At 39.0% G+C, this 19,620-nt stretch carries 16 protein-coding genes and 1 tRNA gene; 13 read left to right on the top strand and 4 right to left on the bottom strand.

Annotation, left to right across the window (positions count from 1 at the left end):
- The first annotated feature begins 148 nt into the window (after positions 1-148).
- Positions 149-221: transfer RNA gene (locus ACWIB3_RS06610), tRNA-Thr, on the top strand.
- Positions 222-272: 51 nt separating this feature from the next.
- Here the strand turns inward: ACWIB3_RS06610 and ACWIB3_RS06605 are convergent.
- Positions 273-509 carry a hypothetical protein gene (locus tag ACWIB3_RS06605; RefSeq protein WP_185212207.1) on the bottom strand — a complete coding sequence of 79 codons (237 nt, stop codon included), beginning with the start codon at positions 507-509 and terminating at the stop codon, positions 273-275.
- Positions 510-511: 2 nt separating this feature from the next.
- Positions 512-1,360, bottom strand: a complete 849-nt coding sequence (locus ACWIB3_RS06600) for a universal stress protein (protein ID WP_185212206.1) — start codon at positions 1,358-1,360, stop codon at positions 512-514.
- 200 nt (positions 1,361-1,560) lie between these two features.
- Between ACWIB3_RS06600 and ACWIB3_RS06595 the strand changes: the two genes are divergently transcribed.
- Together ACWIB3_RS06595 and ACWIB3_RS06590 are read left to right on the top strand one after the other, a co-directional pair.
- Positions 1,561-2,169, top strand: coding sequence for an RNA polymerase sigma factor (locus tag ACWIB3_RS06595; protein ID WP_313189320.1), 609 nt, complete (start codon positions 1,561-1,563; stop codon positions 2,167-2,169).
- Between the two features lie 12 nt (positions 2,170-2,181).
- Positions 2,182-3,555: a hypothetical protein gene (locus tag ACWIB3_RS06590; RefSeq protein WP_454291221.1), complete on the top strand. Its 1,374-nt coding sequence runs from the start codon at positions 2,182-2,184 to the stop codon at positions 3,553-3,555.
- A gap of 1 nt (position 3,556) precedes the next feature.
- On the opposite strand, the gene ACWIB3_RS06585 is transcribed toward ACWIB3_RS06590, so the two are convergent.
- The gene (locus ACWIB3_RS06585) at positions 3,557-4,168 is read right to left on the bottom strand and encodes an HAD family hydrolase (RefSeq protein WP_185212204.1); all 612 of its coding nucleotides are present in this window, start codon (positions 4,166-4,168) and stop codon (positions 3,557-3,559) included.
- Positions 4,169-4,255: 87 nt separating this feature from the next.
- Complete coding sequence (locus tag ACWIB3_RS06580) at positions 4,256-5,446, bottom strand: proline dehydrogenase family protein (RefSeq protein WP_454291220.1); 1,191 nt, start codon at positions 5,444-5,446, stop codon at positions 4,256-4,258.
- A 95-nt stretch (positions 5,447-5,541) separates the two neighbouring features.
- Between ACWIB3_RS06580 and ACWIB3_RS06575 the strand changes: the two genes are divergently transcribed.
- The 10 genes from ACWIB3_RS06575 (at position 5,542) to ACWIB3_RS06530 (ending at position 19,613) form a co-directional block, all read left to right on the top strand.
- Positions 5,542-5,748 (top strand): RNA-binding S4 domain-containing protein, encoded by a 207-nt coding sequence (locus ACWIB3_RS06575; RefSeq protein WP_313259335.1) that lies wholly within the window; start codon positions 5,542-5,544, stop codon positions 5,746-5,748.
- Between the two features lie 87 nt (positions 5,749-5,835).
- On the top strand, positions 5,836-6,900 hold the full coding sequence (gene aroB, locus ACWIB3_RS06570; RefSeq protein ID WP_313259333.1) for a 3-dehydroquinate synthase: 1,065 nt from the start codon (positions 5,836-5,838) through the stop codon (positions 6,898-6,900).
- Between the two features lie 5 nt (positions 6,901-6,905).
- Entirely contained in the window at positions 6,906-7,631 is a 726-nt protein-coding gene (locus ACWIB3_RS06565; RefSeq protein WP_185216379.1) for a ThuA domain-containing protein, read from the top strand.
- Positions 7,632-8,148: 517 nt separating this feature from the next.
- Complete coding sequence (locus tag ACWIB3_RS06560) at positions 8,149-11,421, top strand: SusC/RagA family TonB-linked outer membrane protein (RefSeq protein ID WP_313259330.1); 3,273 nt, start codon at positions 8,149-8,151, stop codon at positions 11,419-11,421.
- Positions 11,422-11,449: 28 nt separating this feature from the next.
- The gene (locus tag ACWIB3_RS06555; RefSeq protein WP_313259327.1) at positions 11,450-13,141 is read left to right on the top strand and encodes a RagB/SusD family nutrient uptake outer membrane protein; all 1,692 of its coding nucleotides are present in this window, start codon (positions 11,450-11,452) and stop codon (positions 13,139-13,141) included.
- Positions 13,142-13,261: 120 nt separating this feature from the next.
- Positions 13,262-14,557 (top strand): D-alanyl-D-alanine carboxypeptidase, encoded by a 1,296-nt coding sequence (locus ACWIB3_RS06550; RefSeq protein WP_454291219.1) that lies wholly within the window; start codon positions 13,262-13,264, stop codon positions 14,555-14,557.
- Positions 14,558-14,600: 43 nt separating this feature from the next.
- A complete protein-coding gene (locus ACWIB3_RS06545) occupies positions 14,601-15,917 on the top strand; it encodes an MFS transporter (protein WP_254527247.1) in 1,317 nt (438 codons plus the stop codon).
- Positions 15,917-16,648, top strand: coding sequence for a (Fe-S)-binding protein (locus tag ACWIB3_RS06540; RefSeq protein WP_185212197.1), 732 nt, complete (start codon positions 15,917-15,919; stop codon positions 16,646-16,648). Before ACWIB3_RS06545 ends, ACWIB3_RS06540 begins: the two co-directional genes overlap by 1 nt.
- A 20-nt stretch (positions 16,649-16,668) precedes the next feature.
- Positions 16,669-17,547: a sugar phosphate isomerase/epimerase family protein gene (locus ACWIB3_RS06535; RefSeq protein ID WP_454291218.1), complete on the top strand. Its 879-nt coding sequence runs from the start codon at positions 16,669-16,671 to the stop codon at positions 17,545-17,547.
- 482 nt (positions 17,548-18,029) lie between these two features.
- A complete protein-coding gene (locus tag ACWIB3_RS06530) occupies positions 18,030-19,613 on the top strand; it encodes a peptide MFS transporter (RefSeq protein WP_313259322.1) in 1,584 nt (527 codons plus the stop codon).
- The last annotated feature ends 7 nt before the right edge of the window (positions 19,614-19,620 follow it).

Here is a 19,620-nt window from a genome sequence, read left to right as displayed (position 1 = left end):
ACATGCCAAAAAGACATACGGTAACTAGTTTTTGTAAAAATAATGGCTTGTAGGTCATTTAGTTAGTATTTTTGTAAGAATGAAGGAGTTCAAAAGATTTGTAAAATTGATATGAAGTTCACATATTTGCATCGCTTTTAAGGGAAATGCCTCCTTAGCTCAGCTGGTAGAGCAACTGACTTGTAATCAGTAGGTCATTGGTTCGATTCCGATAGGAGGCTCAAAAAGAGGGTATCAATTGATACCCTCTTTTTTGTTTTTCTATTTTTTTTCTATTTGAGCATCATCGCCTCTTTATGGTTCAGTACCTGTTTAAAGGTTGGTGTACCGTTTTGGAAAAGGCTTTTATGGTGCGGGGCAGGGATCAGGACTTTTACTTCATATTTTTCGAGTGGGATAAAGAATAGAATTCCATGTTCGACAAAGTTTTCATCTGTTATCTCTGTGAATTTCTCTGCTTTATCGTTGATACGATTTAATGATTCTAATTTTTTAATGACCTGCTGCATGTTTATTTTTCTTCATGAAAAACCAATATTGGCACCTTTGAATGCAGAGCAAGGTTATTGCTGATGCTGCTGTTGAATAGGCGATCAAAGAAGCTTCGGTTTCTCTTAACGACACCTAATATATCAATATTGTTTTCAAGGATATAATTTGCAATGGTATTTTCTATGCTTTCAACCTCATCCAGGAGAACATAATTAATGTTTTCTTGTGGAAATTCCTTTTGCCAAGCTTCCGTCTGCAATAGTACATCGGCCACTTTATCATTGTGCATCACGTGTAAGCATTCGATTTTAGCATCCACAGCTTTTGCCATGATGAGCATTTCCTTCAACGCGGATTTGTCCTTTTCACGGAATAGAGTCGTGAAGACAGTGCGCTTGATACCTTGATATTTAGCATGTGGAGGGACAGCAAGAACTGGGTTTTGGATAGACTTGATAACACTTACGGTATTGGTTCCGATTAATTTGGAAAGAAATCCAGATTCACCATGTGTTCCCATAACCACCAAATGGATCTTTTCGCGTTCTACAATGCTTTTTACCACTGAAGCGACCGGCCCTTCTTCAAAAAGAAAAACTAATTCAACTTCTTGCATCCCGATCTCGGAAGCGATCTCTCGGAGTTTTTGGGTTTTCTTTTTATAGACCTCGAATTGGTTGAGCTCAATGGTCTGATAGACTTCTCCTAAAAGTTCCGGTTGTCCACCGTGCGTTGCGGAAAGTACCGGCTCTAGATAGGAGTATAGCACATAAATCTTGGCATCAATCGATTTGGCAATATGTAATGCATAGAGGAACGCATTATTGGCGATTTCGGAAAAATCTGTAGGAAATAAGATGGCTCTCATAGTCGTTAATTTTGTGTTTGTTAAATTTACCAAATAATGGGCAAGGAATTAATGACCTTTATCATTATTTTATACCAACTGTAGCATGGAATTGTTTTATATCGTTATCCTAATATAGAATATTTATAGCAGGATTTGTATGAATAAAGCTTAGCTTCATCTATAGTTTTTTTAATTACAGAAGATTAGAGAAGACATAGGTGGGAATTTTAAGGAAATATCTCAGTAACAGTACAGCATTGAACCTAAGGACAGCTTTGGAGCAATGTGCTATGTCTAATTCTGAGAAGAGTAAATCCTTCCTATACAAGAAATTCTATGGTTATGTGATGGCTATCGTGATCCGCTATATGAAGCATGAAATGGAGGCTGAGGAGCTCGCCAATGAATGTTTTGTGAAAGCCTTCAATAAGATCGGGACCTTTTCATTGCATGAAGATCCCAATGTTTTAGAGAAGACTTTTAAGTCTTGGATAGCGAGGATCGCAGTTAATACGTCGATCGATGCCCTGCGGGTTCGGAAGCAGATGTATATGCTGGACGATTTGAGTAGTAGTGATACCATACATTATTCCGTAGATAATGGAAGCAGGTTGGAATATGAGGATATGCTTTCCTTGATACAGCAGTTGCCAGATATTCAGCGATCGATCTTCAACCTGTATGAAATTGAAGGTTATTCGCATGAGGAGATAGGGAAGGAGCTGGGAATCCCAGAGAGTACTTCCAGGACTTATTTGACAAGAGCGAAGCAAAAGTTGCGCAAATTGTATTTGAGTCAAATTGATTTAGAAAATATTAAATCCTGATTCGTTTAGATAATGGAAGAGAAGAATAAAAAAGATATTGTCGAACAGATCGTCGAAAAGATGAAATCCATGGAAGAGCTTCCATATAAGGAAGGTGCATGGGAGAATTTTCAGAGTCGATATGGTGCTGCCCCGGTTAAAAGGAACAAAACTTTCTATTGGGCTGCCAGCGCTGCGGCAATTTTATTGTTGGGAATTGGAACGGTTATGTATTGGCCGGAAAATACCTCTAACAATATTGATAATCAAATTACCGCTAACCAAGATCCTGTTGTAGACAATGAAACCGGTTTTCAAGATAACGGCGGTGACCAGGATGTTGTAAGCGGTCAGGATGAAAGTGTAATTGGTTCCCAAGGTAATTTAATTGCAAGTCAATCTGATTTGAATACTCCAGTACAAGGGAATGGCCTAATAGCTCAAGCGAGAGTTGAGGATGCAAATGCAGAGATTAGAGGTTACCAGGACCTGGGATTGATATCCAATTATTCAAATGATGGGATTTATCCGAGCGGTATCCAGATCCCTAATGCACTTCATTCCTATAATCTATCCAATAAAAGAGCGAAGATTGAAATGGATAACGACCTGAGAGGTTTCAGGGAAAATAATGTCAATAGCGAATTGGCATATCAAGCCCAAGAGGCAAAGAATGGTGCTGAGCCCTTAATAAAAAATAGGAAATTCAATTTTAGGGAGAAGTTTGATTTAGGGCTTTTCGTTTCTCCGAATTCCACCAATGAACGGTTCAATTTTGGAGGCGGGATGTTGTTAGCCTATAATATCAATAAGAATGTAAGTGTTAGGACTGGATTGGCTTACAATCGCTATGATGTTTCTCAAATGAAAGATCCAGTGGCGAATTCAGAAACTCCTGTAGTGGCCAGTAAAGATGCCCTGCAGAAAATTACGGCTAACGGTCTGACCCAGAATTTTGCAAGCAGTAATGCCATCATTCTACCGAATGTAAATGCAATTTCGGGAAATGTCCAAGCATTGGAAGTTCCCTTAGATGTTCGAGTAAAGTCTAAGTCTGGGTTTTATGCTTCCTCTGGTATAACTTATGCCGCTGTATTCAATCAGAACAGATATGCACATTATGTAGAGAATGCCAATACTGAATTGTTTGGCAATGGTCTTCCTGAGAGTGAGGCGGATGTAAAAACGGCTGTTAAGCAGGTTTCCAGAGCAATCAAGACAGAGGATGAAAACGTGAGCAGCAATGGATTTGGTGGTTTTGTCAATTTCTCCATCGGTAAAGAAATGAAGATGAACAAAAACATCAATCTTTCGGTTGAGCCTTATTTTAAAATGCCTGTAGGCAGTTTTAAAAGAGCAGATATGAATTATACCAACGGTGGTATAAGGATCATCACTAACTTCTAAGCTACAGTTGGTCGATACGGACCCAAGCCATTCCAGCAGAAATTGCTCCTTGTACTCCAGGATCACCGTCTTCAAAGACCAAGCAGTCGCTTGGATTGACATTTAAGTGTTCCGCAGCCAATAAAAAAGGTTGAGGAGAAGGTTTACCTTCAGGCGTGTCGCCTGCACAGACCAAAGTCTCATATCTTCCGACTACGTTAATGACATCCAAAGTAATGTTGAGGGTAGATCGGCTTCCACCAGAAACAATCCCAATTTTTCTTGATTCAGCAAAATCATAAAGGACCTGTCTGACAAATTCTACGGGTTGTGTCTTTTGAATAAAATGTTCAATAAAGATGGCAGACTTTCGTTTTGCAAATTCAAATCTATCCAAAGGAACTTGATAACGGGAAGAGATTTCATCTGCCACATCCACTGTAGGCCATCCTGCCGTTTCATCGATCAGATCGGGGTTCAATAGAATGCCGTGTTCCTTGGCAGTTTCTACATAAGCAGCTTTATGGGCATGCATATTATCTGCTAGGGTGCCATCGACGTCAAACAGTAATGCTTTGAAAGGGGATGCGATTTCTTTTAGTTTAAGGTATTTCTGATAATTTTCTTCCGTCATGCCGCAAAAATAAGAAAGTCTCCATGAATTGGAGACTTTCGTGATCATTTTATGGTCATACCTTGAATCAAGGTATGTGTGTTAATCTTATTTTTCAGATTTACGACGTTTCAGCTCTTTCATGATTAAGCTCAACTCACGTCCAGTCTGTCCACCTACGGAGGTGTTTTCCTGAGCTCGGCGGAACAGATAAGGCATTACTGATTTTACCGGTCCGTATGGCATATACTTAGCCACATTGTAACCTGCAGCTGCCAAATTGAAAGAAAGGTTGTCCGACATTCCTAAAAGTTGTGCGAAAAACACGTTAGGAAGATTGTGAGGGATGTTTCTTTTTTCAAGTTCATTAGCCAATAACCTGCAGCTTTCCTCATTGTGCGTACCTGCCATCAGGCCGACTGTACCAATGTTGTCAAGACAGAAGTCCACAGCGGCATTGTAATCGGTATCAGATGCTTTTTTGTTAGGTTGGATCGGAGAAGGGTAATTGTTCTCTTTTGCCCTTTCTCTTTCAATTTCCATGTAGGCACCGCGAACAAGTTTGGCACCAAGGTGGAAACCTTGAGTTTTAGCATAGGCAAAATCAGCTTTAAGGGAAGCTAATTTGTCATGACGGTACATTTGATAGGTATTATATACAATCGGGCTTTCCGAATTGTATTTTTCCATCATTTCTCTAGCGATATCATCAATGGTATCCTGGATCCAGGAGTGTTCAGCATCGATAAGCACGCGGATGTCGTTATCATAACAAGCTTTACAGATACGGTCACATCTCTCCATCAGGCGTTTGTATTCCGCTTGTTCTTCAGGGGAAAGTGATTCTTTAGCATCGATTTTGGCCAATAGGTCAATTCTTCCCAAACCAGTAGGTTTGAACACACAGAAGGAGATCAGAGGGTTTGCTTTAGCAGCTTCTACGGTCCTGAGGATTTCAGCGCAGCATGCATCGAAGCTTTCTTCCGAGTCTTCGCCTTCCACAGAATAGTCAAGGATAGTAGTTACATGACCTTTACCAAGGTCTTGGATTGCGGTTTGGCAATCTTGGATACTTTCTCCTCCACAGAACTGTTTGTAGATGGTGTTTTTGATAATGCCTTGAATCGGTAATCCGATATTCAACGAAAAGTTTGTAATTGGTGTCCCTATCTTAATTAGGGTATTGCTCGCGACCATTTTAAATAACCAATACGCTTTGTTAAGGTCTTTGTCGCTTTTGCCTTGAAAGGCAATTTCGGTGTTGTTAAAGTCAAGCTTTAAGGGTGAAGCTATGTCCATATTACTTTAATTTGATGTTGGTAAAATTAGGCTTTTTTTATGAATTAAAAACATAGTTATAATGTAAATACTGTCAATTAAAATTACTTTTGTTTATGCAAACGTTTACATTAGAAGGGGACTATATCCAATTGATCCAATTATTGAAAGTCATGAACTGGGTTGAGCATGGTGCCATGGCTCAATGGGTGGTGGAAGAAGGACTTGTAAAGTACAATGGCCAAGTCGATTACAGGAAAAGATTAAAAGTTAAGGTAGGAGATGTCGTGGAATTCGATGGGAATAAAGTGAAAGTTCAATAATTCTTAAGCTCTGTAAAATATCTGTTTACAGTTTTAAAAATCCAATTACATTCAATAAAAAAATCTATCTTTAGGTAGAAATTATATATGAAGAAGATTAATAGTTTAGGATACGAAGTCGTATTCGATGATGAGTTAGATGAACTGCAGTCCTTTCTCATTGATCATGATTATTCGCAACTCTTGATTCTCGTAGATCGAAACACGAATGATCATTGTTTACCTGTCATTCAGGCTGCCATACCTGATATTGTTGATTATGATATTATTGAGGTAGATCCAGGAGAAGAGAACAAGAACATAGACTTCTGTATAGGTGTTTGGAAAACCATGTTGGACTTTGGCGCCGATCGAAAAGCCCTCATGCTAAACTTAGGCGGTGGAGTAGTAACCGATATGGGCGGATTTGCCGCTTCTACCTATAAACGAGGTATTGATTTTTTAAATGTTCCTACAACCTTGCTTTCTCAAGTTGATGCCTCCGTGGGTGGTAAGACTGGAATAGACTTGGATAATGTAAAAAACATAATAGGTACGTTCAGCCAACCAAAGGCTGTGTTTATATCCAATAAATTTCTTGAAACATTAGATGACCGTCAGGTCCTTTCGGGATTTGCTGAGGTCATCAAGCATGGTTTGATCCAGGATAAAGATTTATTTAGCCGTTGCAAAACAGTTAGTTTGCCTGTTATACCTGAAGGTATGGTGTACGATTCTGTTGTCATTAAGAATAAAGTTGTTCTAGAAGATCCTACTGAAAAAGGCTTAAGGAAGATCTTGAATTTTGGACATACGATAGGACACGCTATTGAAGGATATTCCTTGGTAACTGATGTAAATCCATTATTACATGGAGAGGCAATTGCTATTGGAATGATTTGTGAAGCTTATCTTTCACATAAGGTTAACAATTTGGATAAAGCCGAATTGGATGAGATAGTCAATTACCTATTGTCAATCTATCCTAAATACAATTTAAATTCAGCAGTTTATCCTGAGTTATTGGCATTGATGAAGAATGATAAGAAGAATGAAGGCAATAAACTTGGATTTGCGCTGTTAAGAAAAATAGGAGATTGCGACTTCAATAAATATGTGGAAGAGGATTCCATCATTGAGAGTCTAGATTTTTATCAATCAAAAACCAAATAAATCAAATGAAAAGAATTTGCATACTGACCCTAGTCTGTTGTTTAAGTATCTGTTTTACTTTTGCTTCAGGAATTGTAAAGCCAAAGAAAGTTTTAGTTTTTACCAAGACAGCAGGTTTTAGGCATGACAACATTGAAGAAGGAGTGAAGGTCCTGACCAAATTGTTGAAGGATGAAAACATTGGAATGTTTCATACGGAGGATGCAAATGTCTTTTTAGCGGATTCATTAAAGGATTTTGATGCTGTTTTGTTCTTTAGTACTACCGGTACCATCTTAGATGAGCAACAAAAGGTTGCTTTCCAGAATTTTTTGAAATCTGGTAAAGGTTTTATGGGTGTTCATGCAGCGACAGATACAGAACACGACTGGCCATGGTACAATAATTTAGTAGGAGCATATTTTGCCAGCCATCCTGCTGTGCAAGAAGCGAAAATTGATGTAAAGAACAGGAAACATTTGGCTACAAAGCATTTACCAAAGGTATGGATGCATAAGGACGAATGGTATGACTTCTCCAAAGTTAAACCTGATCTTAAGATTTTGATGACCATCGATGAGAAATCCTATGAAAATGGAAAAATGGGTGATTTTCATCCCATAGCTTGGTACCAGAAGTTTGAAGGAATAAAAGTCTTTTACACAGGCTTAGGACATACGAAGGAATCTTTATACGAACCGAACTTCCAAAAACAGCTCGTGGGAGGGCTAAAATATGTTTTAGGTTATTAATTGATTCTCAATAAATGATAATAAAAAGGAGGTATTTTACCTCCTTTTTTTATTGTAAATAAATTGTTGCGGAAAAGTCTTGTTTATTAAAAATTATTCATAAATTAGTTCTAATTGTAAACTTAATTCTAAACAAAATCAATTCCTGTTAATATTGTATTATTCCATTTTTATATGAAGGAAAAGTACAGCAGAAATTTAAAAGTGTTTGATGTACACTTTGTTAACATTAAGCAGAGGGGGTGAAGTGAAAGGGAAAGTACCATAAATACCGATAACTTTAATAAACTAAATAACTTTAACTAACAGCTTATGACACACGAGTACTTAAATCCAATTAGTAAACCAAAATAACTTAAAAGACTACATTTCTTTTTAGGAAGATAGAAATCCCATAAATGGGATTTCTATGGCTTTAAATAATAAATATTTAATTCATGGCTTTGCTATGCCTTGAGATTAAGATTTATTGCATCATTGAACTAATAATTTAACAAACTAACTAACAAATTCTATTATGGGAAGATCAATGAAGTTCCATAGCAATTCTTTTATTCCCAAAAGACTGCTAAAAAATGGACTTCTGATTTCAATGGGCGTGCTCGCGATGAGCAGTGTCTCCGCATCAGAAGTTTCAATTTGGAATAAAATCGCTATGCATCCATTATATGCGATGCAAAGTCCAGTAAAAGGTAAGATTATTAACCAGGCAACTCAAGAGCCAATTGCTGGAGCTACCATTAAAATCGTCGGCAAGACGTCGAGTACCTCATCAGATGCTTCTGGAAATTTTGAAATCGATGCGCAAGCAAACGATGTCCTAATCATTTCCTATGTAGGTTTTGCTTCTGCTCGTTACACGATCAGCTCTACCACTCAACCAATTACCATTACGCTTACAGAAGATAGCAGTAATCTGGAAGAAGTGGTTGTAACTGGTTATGGTACGCAAAGGAAGAAAGATTTGACAGGATCCGTTGCAGTTGTAAACGTGTCGGAATTGAAGTCTCAACCTGCAGGTAGTGCCGTTGAAGCTTTGCAAGGACGTGCAACAGGGGTTCAGATTGTCAATGACGGTGCTCCAGGTTCAACTCCTCAAATCCGTATCCGTGGTTATTCAACCATTAACAACAACGAACCACTGTACATCATCGATGGTGTACCTTATGAAGGCAAGTTGAGCTGGTTGAACCAAAATGATATTGAAAGTATGCAGGTGTTGAAGGATGCTTCTGCAGCTTCAATCTACGGTGCCCGTGCGAACAATGGGGTTGTAATCGTGACGACCAAATCTGGAAAAGAAGGAAGTACCAAAATCACCTTAGATGCTTATGCAGGTGCAGGTGTTCCAAACAAGGGCTCCTTTCCCAAGATGCTGACTCCTCAGCAGATTTTGGATATCGACAATAAATTCAATGGAACGAGTTTACAGCTTCCTGACTATCTATTGGCCGGTTCTAAAACCAACTGGGATGTGACAGCAGCAGATGCGGACATGAACAAGTACAATTATTTTGCTAAAGATCGTGCATCGTTCTATCAAATTACTAAAGCCAATAAAGCAGGTACGAAGTGGTTTGATGAATTATCGCAAACTGCTCCAATCCAATCGTATCAATTAGCTGCCACGGGAGGAAATGAAACTTCTCAATATGCTTTCTCAGGAGGCTACCTTGATCAAAGAGGTAGTATTATACATACCGGTTTCCGTCGTTATAACGTAAGGACCAATACCCAATTCAATGCCTTCAATAAGAAACTAAGATTTGGTGAAAATCTTTCTTATGCTTATACAGAAGGTCATGGTATGGGTGTTAACCCAAATACTGCGGGTGGTTATCAGGGAGAAGGATCTGTATTGGGATTCGCTTACCGTATCCAGAACATTATCCCAGTGTATGATGAGGGAGGAAACTTTGCGGGTTCATTTGGTAAGGATTTAGGAAACGGTGAAAACCCAGTGGCTTTAGCTTATCGCGCTAAGGATAACATGAACCGTTCGAATTTCTTCTTCGGTAATGCATTTGCAGAGTACGACATCATCGATGGTTTGACATTACGCTCAAACTTCGGTTTGAGATATGAAAACTACAATGGCGTAAGTTACACTTATCCAAACCCAGAGTTCTCTGAAGGTAGTTTCAATAACGGTATGAGTGAGTACCAGGGATATACCACAGAATGGACTTGGACCAATACGTTAAACTACAAACCTAATCTAGGTGAAGATCATAGTCTTAACGTAATGGTAGGTACTGAGGCCATCAAAAACCGAAACCGCGGTATTGATGGAAGTAGGAATGGTTATTTTATCATGAACAGTTTAGACTATTTGTATCTAAATGCAGGTAGTTCGAACTTCAACAATAATGGTTCAGGTTCAATTGGAAGTATGTTCTCATTGATGGGAAAAGCAGACTATGCTTACAAAGACCGTTATTTATTGAGTTTAATTGCTCGTCGTGATGGTTCATCCAATTTCGGTGAAAACCATTTATACGGGGTATTCCCAGGGGTAAGTGCTGCATGGCGTATTTCTCAAGAGGAGTTTGCTAAAAGCGCAGAATGGTTAACTGACTTAAAACTTCGTGCAGGTTACGGGGTGACAGGTAACCAACGTATCCCAGGATTCCAGTATTTGAACAGATATTTAGCTTCCTTGACAGAATCTTCATACCCGATCAATAATGGTGTAGTGAATGGTATCTGGCAAAACTCTTACTCTAACCCAGATATTAAATGGGAGCAGGTTAAATCATTGAACGTAGGTTTGGACTTCACGGTATTGAACGGTGATTTAGACGGATCGATCGACTGGTTTGACAAGAAAACAACTGATATGTTGTTCTTGGTTCCACTTCCAGCTGCTGCTGCAGGTAGAGCTGCCTCTCCGTACCAAAATATCGGTGATATGAGCAACAAAGGATTTGAGTTCTCTTTGGGCTACCACTATGGACACAGACAAGAGAAACCATTTACTTTGGATTTAGCTGCTAATTTCTCAAACTACAAAAACGAAGTGGTTGCATTAGCTCCAACCGTATCACAGGTTAACTATGGTGCCTTCCGTTCTATGGAAACTTCAATCTTACAGAAAGGTCAACCATTCGGTTCATTCTATGGTTATCAAGTAACCGGTATCTATCAAAGTGTGGATGATGTAAATAATTCACCTTCATATGATGATGCAAGACCAGGAGGTTTGAAATATGCAGACATAAATGGAAACGGTGAGATCGACCCAGGTGATAGAACTATTATTGGTAATCCACACCCAGACTTCACTTATTCATTGAATATTAACGCTGCTTACAAAAACTTTGACGTATTGTTATACTTCTATGGTTCCCAAGGAAATGACCTGTATGAAGCTACTCGTTACTTTACAGACTTCGGGGTATTCCGCGGACAAAAGAGCGTAAGGGTATTAGATGCATGGAGTGAATCAAACAAAGGTAGCAATATCCCATCTCTACCTAATCCAGCTGACAAAACAAGTGCGATGGAATACGCAACATCCTCTTATTATGTACAGGATGGTAGTTTCTTGAAGCTTAAGAATTTCCAAATTGGATATAACTTACCAACTAAAAAGCTGTTTGGTGAGAACACTACATTCAATAGGTTAAGATTATATTTAGGTGTTACCAACTTATTCACGATTACCAAATACGAAGGCTTAGATCCTGAGGTTTCAGCTACTCCATCTGCCTACCCAGCATTGGGTGTTGACTTTGGGGTATATCCACAGGCTCGTCAGTACACATTTGGACTTAATTTAGGATTTTAGTAGGTAGAGAATATTAAATAGAACAATCATGAAACGAAATAAATTAATGATTCTTTTAGGCGCGGGAATGCTACTTGTTACTTCCTGTGGAAAAGAATTTTTACAGAAATTACCTCAAGGCCAGTTGTCTGAGCCTCAGGTAGGGAATAAAGATGGTGTGGAAGGTGCGCTGATCGGTGCATACAGTATTTTAAATGGTAATGTAAGTGGCACTTGGGGCAACTATGCTTCTGCACCTAGCCAGTGGCTATTTGGTGAAGTTGCATCGGACAATGCACACAAAGGTTCGGAGCTTACCGACCAGACACCAATGAACATGATCGAAACCTATAATGCGATCAGTACAAATGACAACCTGTCCCAAATGTGGCAAGTATACTTTGAAGGGATTTTACGCTGTAACAATACCTTGAAGTTACTTACCGCAGATCAAGCAGGACCAAAGGAAATCTCTGCCGAGCGAGCTAAGGAAATCGAAGCTGAGGCAAAAATGTTGAGAGGCCATTACAACTTCTTCCTATGGAGGATTTTTAGAAATGTCCCAATCATTACCGAAGCAACGACTACTGCTGAAGCACAGACCATTCCAAATGACAAGGATATTACTCCGGCTATTGAAGAGGACTTCAAATTTGCGGTCGCTAATTTGCCAGCTACCAAAATCAAAGATGAGTTTGGTCGTATGGACAAAAATGCTGCAAAAGCATATTTAGGTAAGCTTTATCTATACCAAAAGAAATACGCTCAAGCATTGACTTTGTTTAAAGAGGTTATGGCAGGTAAGGATATCACGACCATGCCTTACTGGAATAACTTTGATGTAACGAAAGAAAACGGACCTGAAGTGGTGATGGTTTCAAAACACGCCATCAATTCCAATGGTGCTGCTGATAACTCCAACGTAGGGGATATGTTATCCGGTCTGTATGGAAGTTCACCAGTAGGATGTTGTGGATTCTATCAACCAACTATTGATTTGGTAAATTCATTCCAGGTAGATGCCAATGGTCTTCCATTATCAACTACCGCTTACCGTGCTACTCCATACCTTTCCGATTTGAAAAACCCAACAGATTCATACGTATTAGATGTGAACTTGAAATTCGACCCGCGTTTAGATTATACCGTTGGTCGTAGAGGTGTTTCATATTTGGACTATGGAATTATGCCAGGTAATGCATGGATCCGTGACGCTAAATACGCTGGACCTTTTGTAACCATCAAAACCATGATCCCTGTATCTCAATTTGCTACCAATGCAGCTCCGGGAGCCAATTACCTTACCGGTTTGGATGTGAATATCATCCGTTTAGCTGATGTGTGGTTGATGGCTGCAGAATGTGAGGTTGAAGCAAATAACCTTCCAGGAGCTTTGAAATTGGTGAATGATGTTCGTAAGCGTGCTGCTACGCTTCCTGCAAAGAAAACAGGAACCGGTGCCAATGCCGCAGCATATAACGTAAAGCCATATCCAGCCTTTGCATCCCAAGCTGATGCACGTACTGCCGTAAGAACGGAGCGCCGTATCGAATTGGCAATGGAAGGACACCGTTTCTTTGACCTTGTACGTTGGGGAGTAGCTAAATCAGTATTAGAAAGCTATTCAACATTTGAAGGTTCATTTCTGCCTGCATACAAAGGTTTAACCTTCTCTGCAAACAGTGAATACTGGCCTGTTCCTCAGGTAGAGATCGACCGTAGCAACGGTGCTTTAAAATAGAACTATTAGGTTAATTCAATAAAAGAAGATGGGGCTGGTCGAAAGATCAGCCCTTCTCTTTTTCTATAAAATCTTTGTTTCATACTTCCTTAAATTCTAAACAATGATTATGTTTACAATATGAGAAGCATACTAATCCTAATGGGGTTATTGGCCTGCTTGACAACCAAAGCGCAATCTACCCTCAACCTAAATGATGAATTCCAAAAATCAACCGTTTTACCAAAGCATTACTACGGCTTTAGTCTTTACGATGTCGATCAACAACGCTTTGTTTACAACCATAATCAGGACAAACATTTTACTCCAGCATCAAATACCAAGGTTTTCACTTTATTTGCCTCCCTAATGCTCATTGGTGATTCTATCCCAGGGATTGCATATGTTGAACGTGGAGATTCCTTGATTTTCTGGGGAACCGGTGATCCTAGCTTCTTACATCCAAGGTTAGATAATGGAAGAGTATATAACTTCTTAAAAAACAGCAAGAAAAAACTATTCTACTCAAGTTCTCCTACGCAAGAACCAACCTACAGAAACGGTTGGTCGATCGAAGACTATGAATTCTACTACCAACCAGAACTGTTTCCTTTTCCGATCTATGGTAATGTTGTGCAGTTTAGGGAGGTTGATGGCAGACTCAGATTATTCCCTTCCTATTTCGAACGCGATGTCAAACAGCTATCTGATACAACAACTCGATATAGAATACATAGAGCAATGGAGAATAACAGCTATGAAATCAATGAGCTTCCTTTGCCTAAGAATTATGTCAATGAAAAACCTTTCCGCCCTAGTGATAGCCTTTTGGTGCTATTGCTACAGGATACCTTGAAAAAGGATGTCGGATTGGTAAATCAGAAGCTGCCTCAAGATTTCAAGATCTATAATTCTGTAGAAAAAAGAGCAGTAGAGCGTGAAATGATGCTTCCAAGTGATAATTTTTTGGCTGAGCAACTAAACATGGTTGCATCCTTCTTGAAATACAATAGCTTCAAAACAGAAGACTTGCGCCAATATATGACCGACACCTATTACAGCAAATTAAGTGATAGCATTGAATTGAGAGATGGTAGCGGTTTGTCGAGTTACAATAAAATAACACCAAGGAGTATGGTGGAGGTTTTGCTTCAGATCAGTAATGAAGTCCGTGATGAGAACGCCAAGCTATATTTATTTCCAGCAGGAGGATTAGAAGGCACGCTAAAGAATGTTTACCCAACACCGGGAGGAAAGGCCTTTGTTTGGGCTAAAACAGGAACAATCAACAGTGTTCACTGTCAGAGTGGTTATATCATAACCAAACGAGGTAAGCGCTATGTTTTTTCTTTTCTGAACAATAATTACTTGGGGAGTTCAAGTCCAGTTCGCAAGGAAATGGTACGGATAGTTACCCATATCTACGAAAATTTTTAAACCAGTTCTAAAATCAAATGGTATATTCGCATAAGCAAATCTTATGAAAATATTCAAGAAGAATGATAAAAGATTAATCAGATCATGGTCCATGTACGATTGGGCCAATTCTGCCTATAATCTGGTCATCAACTCCACCATTTTTCCAGTATATTATACGGCCATCACGAAAAATCCGGAAACCAATGACACGGTTTCCTTTTTTGGTATTGAGGTCATTAATACTGCACTATCCAATTTCGCACTTTCCATTGCTTATTTATTGATGGCTTTAGGCTTGCCGTTTATTTCAGCATATTCTGATGCGGCAGGAAAGCGTAAGTTCTTCATGAAGCTCTTTACCTATATCGGTGCCATTGCCTGCATGGGATTGTTTTTCTTTAAGATAAATACCTTGGAATGGGGGATCTTCTGCTATGCAATAGCTGCTATGGGCTATATTGGCGGAGTAGCCTTCAATAATTCCTACCTGCCTATTATTGCTACGCCAGATCAGCAGGATAGGGTCAGTGCACAGGGATTTGCCTATGGCTATGTTGGATGTGTGACACTTCAGATCATTTGTTTCGTGTTTATTTTTAAACCAGAGTGGTTTGGGATCAGCGATGCTTCTTTCCCTGCAAGATTTTCATTTCTATTGGTGGGACTTTGGTGGTTGCTGTTCGCGCAGATTCCATTCCGATTCTTGCCAAGAAATAGACCTACTGTAGGTTCTGAGCGCTTGCCTTTCTTTACGAAAGTGAAGAAGGAATTCAGCAGTGTATTGGGACAAATAAAACAGATCGAAGCCATCAAGACCTTTTTACCGGCCTATTTTTTCTATTCCATGGGAATTCAGACGCTATTGATCGTTGCTGCGGCATTTGGAGAAAAAGTGTTGAATTTAGGTGCAAGTAAACTGATTGCATCCATTTTATTGATACAGATCGTAGCAATTGGTGGGGCATACATCATGTCTGTTGCAGCCAAAAGGTTTGGAAACATCAAGGTTTTGCTTGTTGTGGTGTTCTTCTGGATACTGATTTGCTGTGCCTCATTCTATATGACTACGGAATATCAATTTTACGGAATGGCCTTTGCTGTAGGATTATTGATGGGAGGGATACAGTCCTTGTCTAGGTCGACCTATTCTAAGCTTATCCCAGAACATATTGAAGATACCACATCCTTCTTTAGTTTCTATGATGTTTCGGAGAAGGTAGCCATAGTGATCGGCTTATTCAGCTTTGGTATCATTGAACAGATCACGCAAAACATTCGATATTCGGCATTGTTCCTGTCTGTATATTTTATCATCGGGTTTTTGTTGTTGTTTCGTGTTTTAAAATTTAATAAATTACAGATTATTGAAAGCGATTAATGCATAAAGTAGAGTTATTTATCCCTTGTTTTATTGATCAATTATATCCTGAAACAGCCTTTAACACCGTAAAACTATTGGAGAAGGCAGGTTGCAAGGTCATATACAATACCGATCAGACCTGTTGTGGACAACCAGCATATAATGCCGGATTTTGGGATGATGCCAAGAAAATTGGCCAGAAGTTCCTGAATGACTTTCATGAAGAACATCCCATCGTCAGTCCATCGGCATCCTGTGTGGGAATGGTTAGGGGAGGTTATGATGATCTTTTTACCAATTCCATTGAGCACAATAAGTGCAGGGCCATACAGCGCAATATTTTTGAAATCAGTGATTTCTTGGTCAATGTTCTGCAGAAGGAATACTTCGGGGCAGAATTAGTCGGGACAGCGGTCTATCATGATTCCTGTTCAGCATTACGGGAGTGCAAGATCAAGGATGAACCAAGGCGCTTATTAAGCCATGTAGGAGGATTGGATATCGTAGAAATGAGAGATCAGGAAACATGCTGCGGTTTCGGTGGTACCTTTGCGGTTAAATTTGAAGGAATATCGACGGCCATGGCGGAACAGAAAGTTCAAAACGCCCTGGATGTCAAGGCGGATTATATTATATCTACTGATTCGTCCTGCTTATTGCAATTGCAGGCTTATATTGAAAAAAATCAACTTCCCATTAAGACCATGCATCTTGTCGATGTATTGACTTCTGGATGGGCTAATATCTAATAACTTTATATAACAAAATCATGAGTTCAAGAAGAGAGTTTTTAAGAAACTTAGGTCTAGTAACAGCTGGAGTAACATTAGCACCTTCGCTAGATGTATTCGCTGCTAAGAAAGACTGGTTTCAAATTTCATTAGCGGAATGGTCTTTACATAAAAAACTATTCAAAGGGGATTTGAAAAATATTGATTTTCCTGAGTATACAGCAAAAAACTTTGGTATCCATGGAGTTGAATATGTAAATCAATTCTTCAAGGATAAAGCTAAGGATATGACTTACTTAAAAGATTTGAATAACCGTGCTAAGGACAATGGCGTGAAAAACGTATTGATCATGGTGGACGGGGAAGGAAGTCTAGGAGATCGTGATGAAACTAAACGCAAGCAGGCTGTAGAGAACCATTACAAATGGATCGATGCCGCTAATTTCCTTGGATGTCATGCCATCCGTGTAAATGCTGCGGGTGAAGGAACTAAAGAAGAAGTTAAGGAACAAGTGGTTAAAAGCTTGTGTACCTTAGCTGATTATGGAAAAAAAGGGAAGATATCTGTAGTCGTTGAAAATCATGGTGGAATTTCTTCCCACGGTGATTGGTTGGCAGATGTATTGAAAACTGTAGGTAAGAAAAACTGTGGTAGTTTACCAGATTTCGGTAACTTCTATGAGTACGACCGCTATCAAGGGGTTAAGGATTTAATGCCGTATGCTAAAGGCGTAAGTGCTAAATCTCATGCTTTCGATGCGAATGGTAATGATACGGGAATCGACTATGCCAAAATGATGCAGATCGTTAAATCCGCTGGCTACAATGGTTATGTAGGTATCGAATTTGAAGGTGATAAGATTTCTGAAGACGAAGGAATCAAATTAACAAAGGCTTTATTGGAGAAATTCAAATAATAGTCAAGAATATGATAGAAAGAGGCAAGGATTTATATTCTTGCCTCTTTTTTATTTGATTTAACCAATTCCATGTTTTGTCGTAGCATCGTAATAAATTGTTTACACAACTATTTTATTTTTTATTTTCCGAGAATTCGCTGTTACTGCCTTTTGATTTTAATTGAAATTCTAAAAACAAGAAAAATAAATTTATTTCTAAAAAAGTATAGATTCTTTACCTTTTTTACGCTCTAATTTGTGTTGCGTTTCAAAAATATCAACAGAAGGATTGTTTTCATTTAAATCTTTCATTAAAAAAATTAATAGGACTTTGGTGGATTGATTAAACTTTTGGCTGAAATTGATATCTTAACAATTGAATGTTAAATACCGATAGGCCTGTTAACTTAGTATTAATTGTAAATAAAAATTTGTTAATTTGCTATCCGTAAAAAATATTGTTCTAAAAAAATCTTAATTAACGTAAATATCAATAACCGATGAATCAAGAAAAAGACCAAGAGTTGGTCCAGCACCTTGCCAAACAAGGAGTTGACGACAAAATGGTAATGGGACATCCTGCAAGTCTATTTGTCCTATTCTTTACTGAGATGTGGGAGCGTTTCAGTTATTACGGAATGAGAGCCCTTCTGACCGTATTCCTAATCACTGAAATTTCTAAGCAAGGCTGGGGATGGAGCAATAAAGATGCCATGGAATTGTATGCTTGGTATACAGGCTTGGTTTATTTGACACCATTAATTGGAGGGATGATTGCCGATAAGTTGACCGGTTACCGTAAAGCCATCCTTTTAGGTGCCTTAATCATGACCCTAGGTCATGCCTCAATGGCTCTCGAAGGGACTTCGCAATCCTTTTTCTATGTCGGACTTGTCTTGATGATCTTAGGTAATGGTCTATTCAAACCAAATATTTCATCCATGGTAGGTCAGTTATATCCAGATACATCTGCGAAAAAAGATGCAGGTTATACAATTTTCTACATGGGTATTAACTCAGGTGCATTCTTAGGAATGTTATTATGTGGTTATATCGGTGAAAAAGAGGGTTGGCATTACGGATTTGGATTAGCTGGGGTATTTATGTTCTTCGGTATGATCCAATTCTATTTCGCACAAAAGATCTTTGGTGTAATCGGTGAAAAACCAGGTACTGTTCATTCACCAGAAGAACATGTCCACAACATTCAGGAAGAAGACCATACGCCTAAAAACGTGGTTAGAGACCGTTTGGTAGTGGTAGCCGTATTGATGATTGCCAGTATCTTTTTCTTCTTTGCCTTTGAGCAAGCCGGTGGATCGATGACCATTTTTGCAAAGAACTACACCCAACGTGTCCTTGATGGGGATACCGGTGAGATCTTTAAATGGGTAGATGCAGCCTTGACCATATTCCCGATCCTGATCGTAACATATGTCCTTTTCAAACTATCACAACAGATTTTCAGCAAGTATCCTTTGACCGTAATTTTTACAGCCATCTCTTTTGCTATCATCTGGGCATTGGGTATTTGGAAAGTGAATAAGGAATTCTCTGTTGAAACGACAGAAGTTACAGTTTCTTGGTTCCAGATCTTGAACTCCTTCTTTATTATCACGCTTGCTTCTTCCTTTTCTAAATTATGGGAAAAGGTATGGAATCCTTCAGGTCCAGTGAAGTTTGCTTTCGGATTGATCTTGGTAGCCGTAGGTTTCCTTGCTTTGGCATATGGATCGATGTCTATCCCTTCAGGTGCGCAGACAGCCTCAGTGAGCATGATCTGGTTAATCTTGGCCTATTTCTTTCATACAACTGGAGAATTATGTGTATCGCCGGTAGGTCTTTCTTATGTAAGTAAGCTTTCGCCTAAGAAATTTGCTGGTTTGTTATTTGGATTATGGTTCACTGCCTCTGCGATTGCTAACTTTATCGCAGGTATGACCGGTTCATTTATTGATAAGATTACCGAAACTTACTCGATGACCGTTTTCTTCTTGATCATCGCAGCTCTTCCAATTTTGGTTGCTTTCCTATTGTTGATCTTTAATGGTAAATTAAAGAAAATGATGCATGGCATCCAATAATTGAAGA

This window comes from Sphingobacterium sp. NPDC055431 (assembly GCF_053644255.1).
This window is presented reverse-complemented; position numbering and strand designations above follow the sequence as displayed.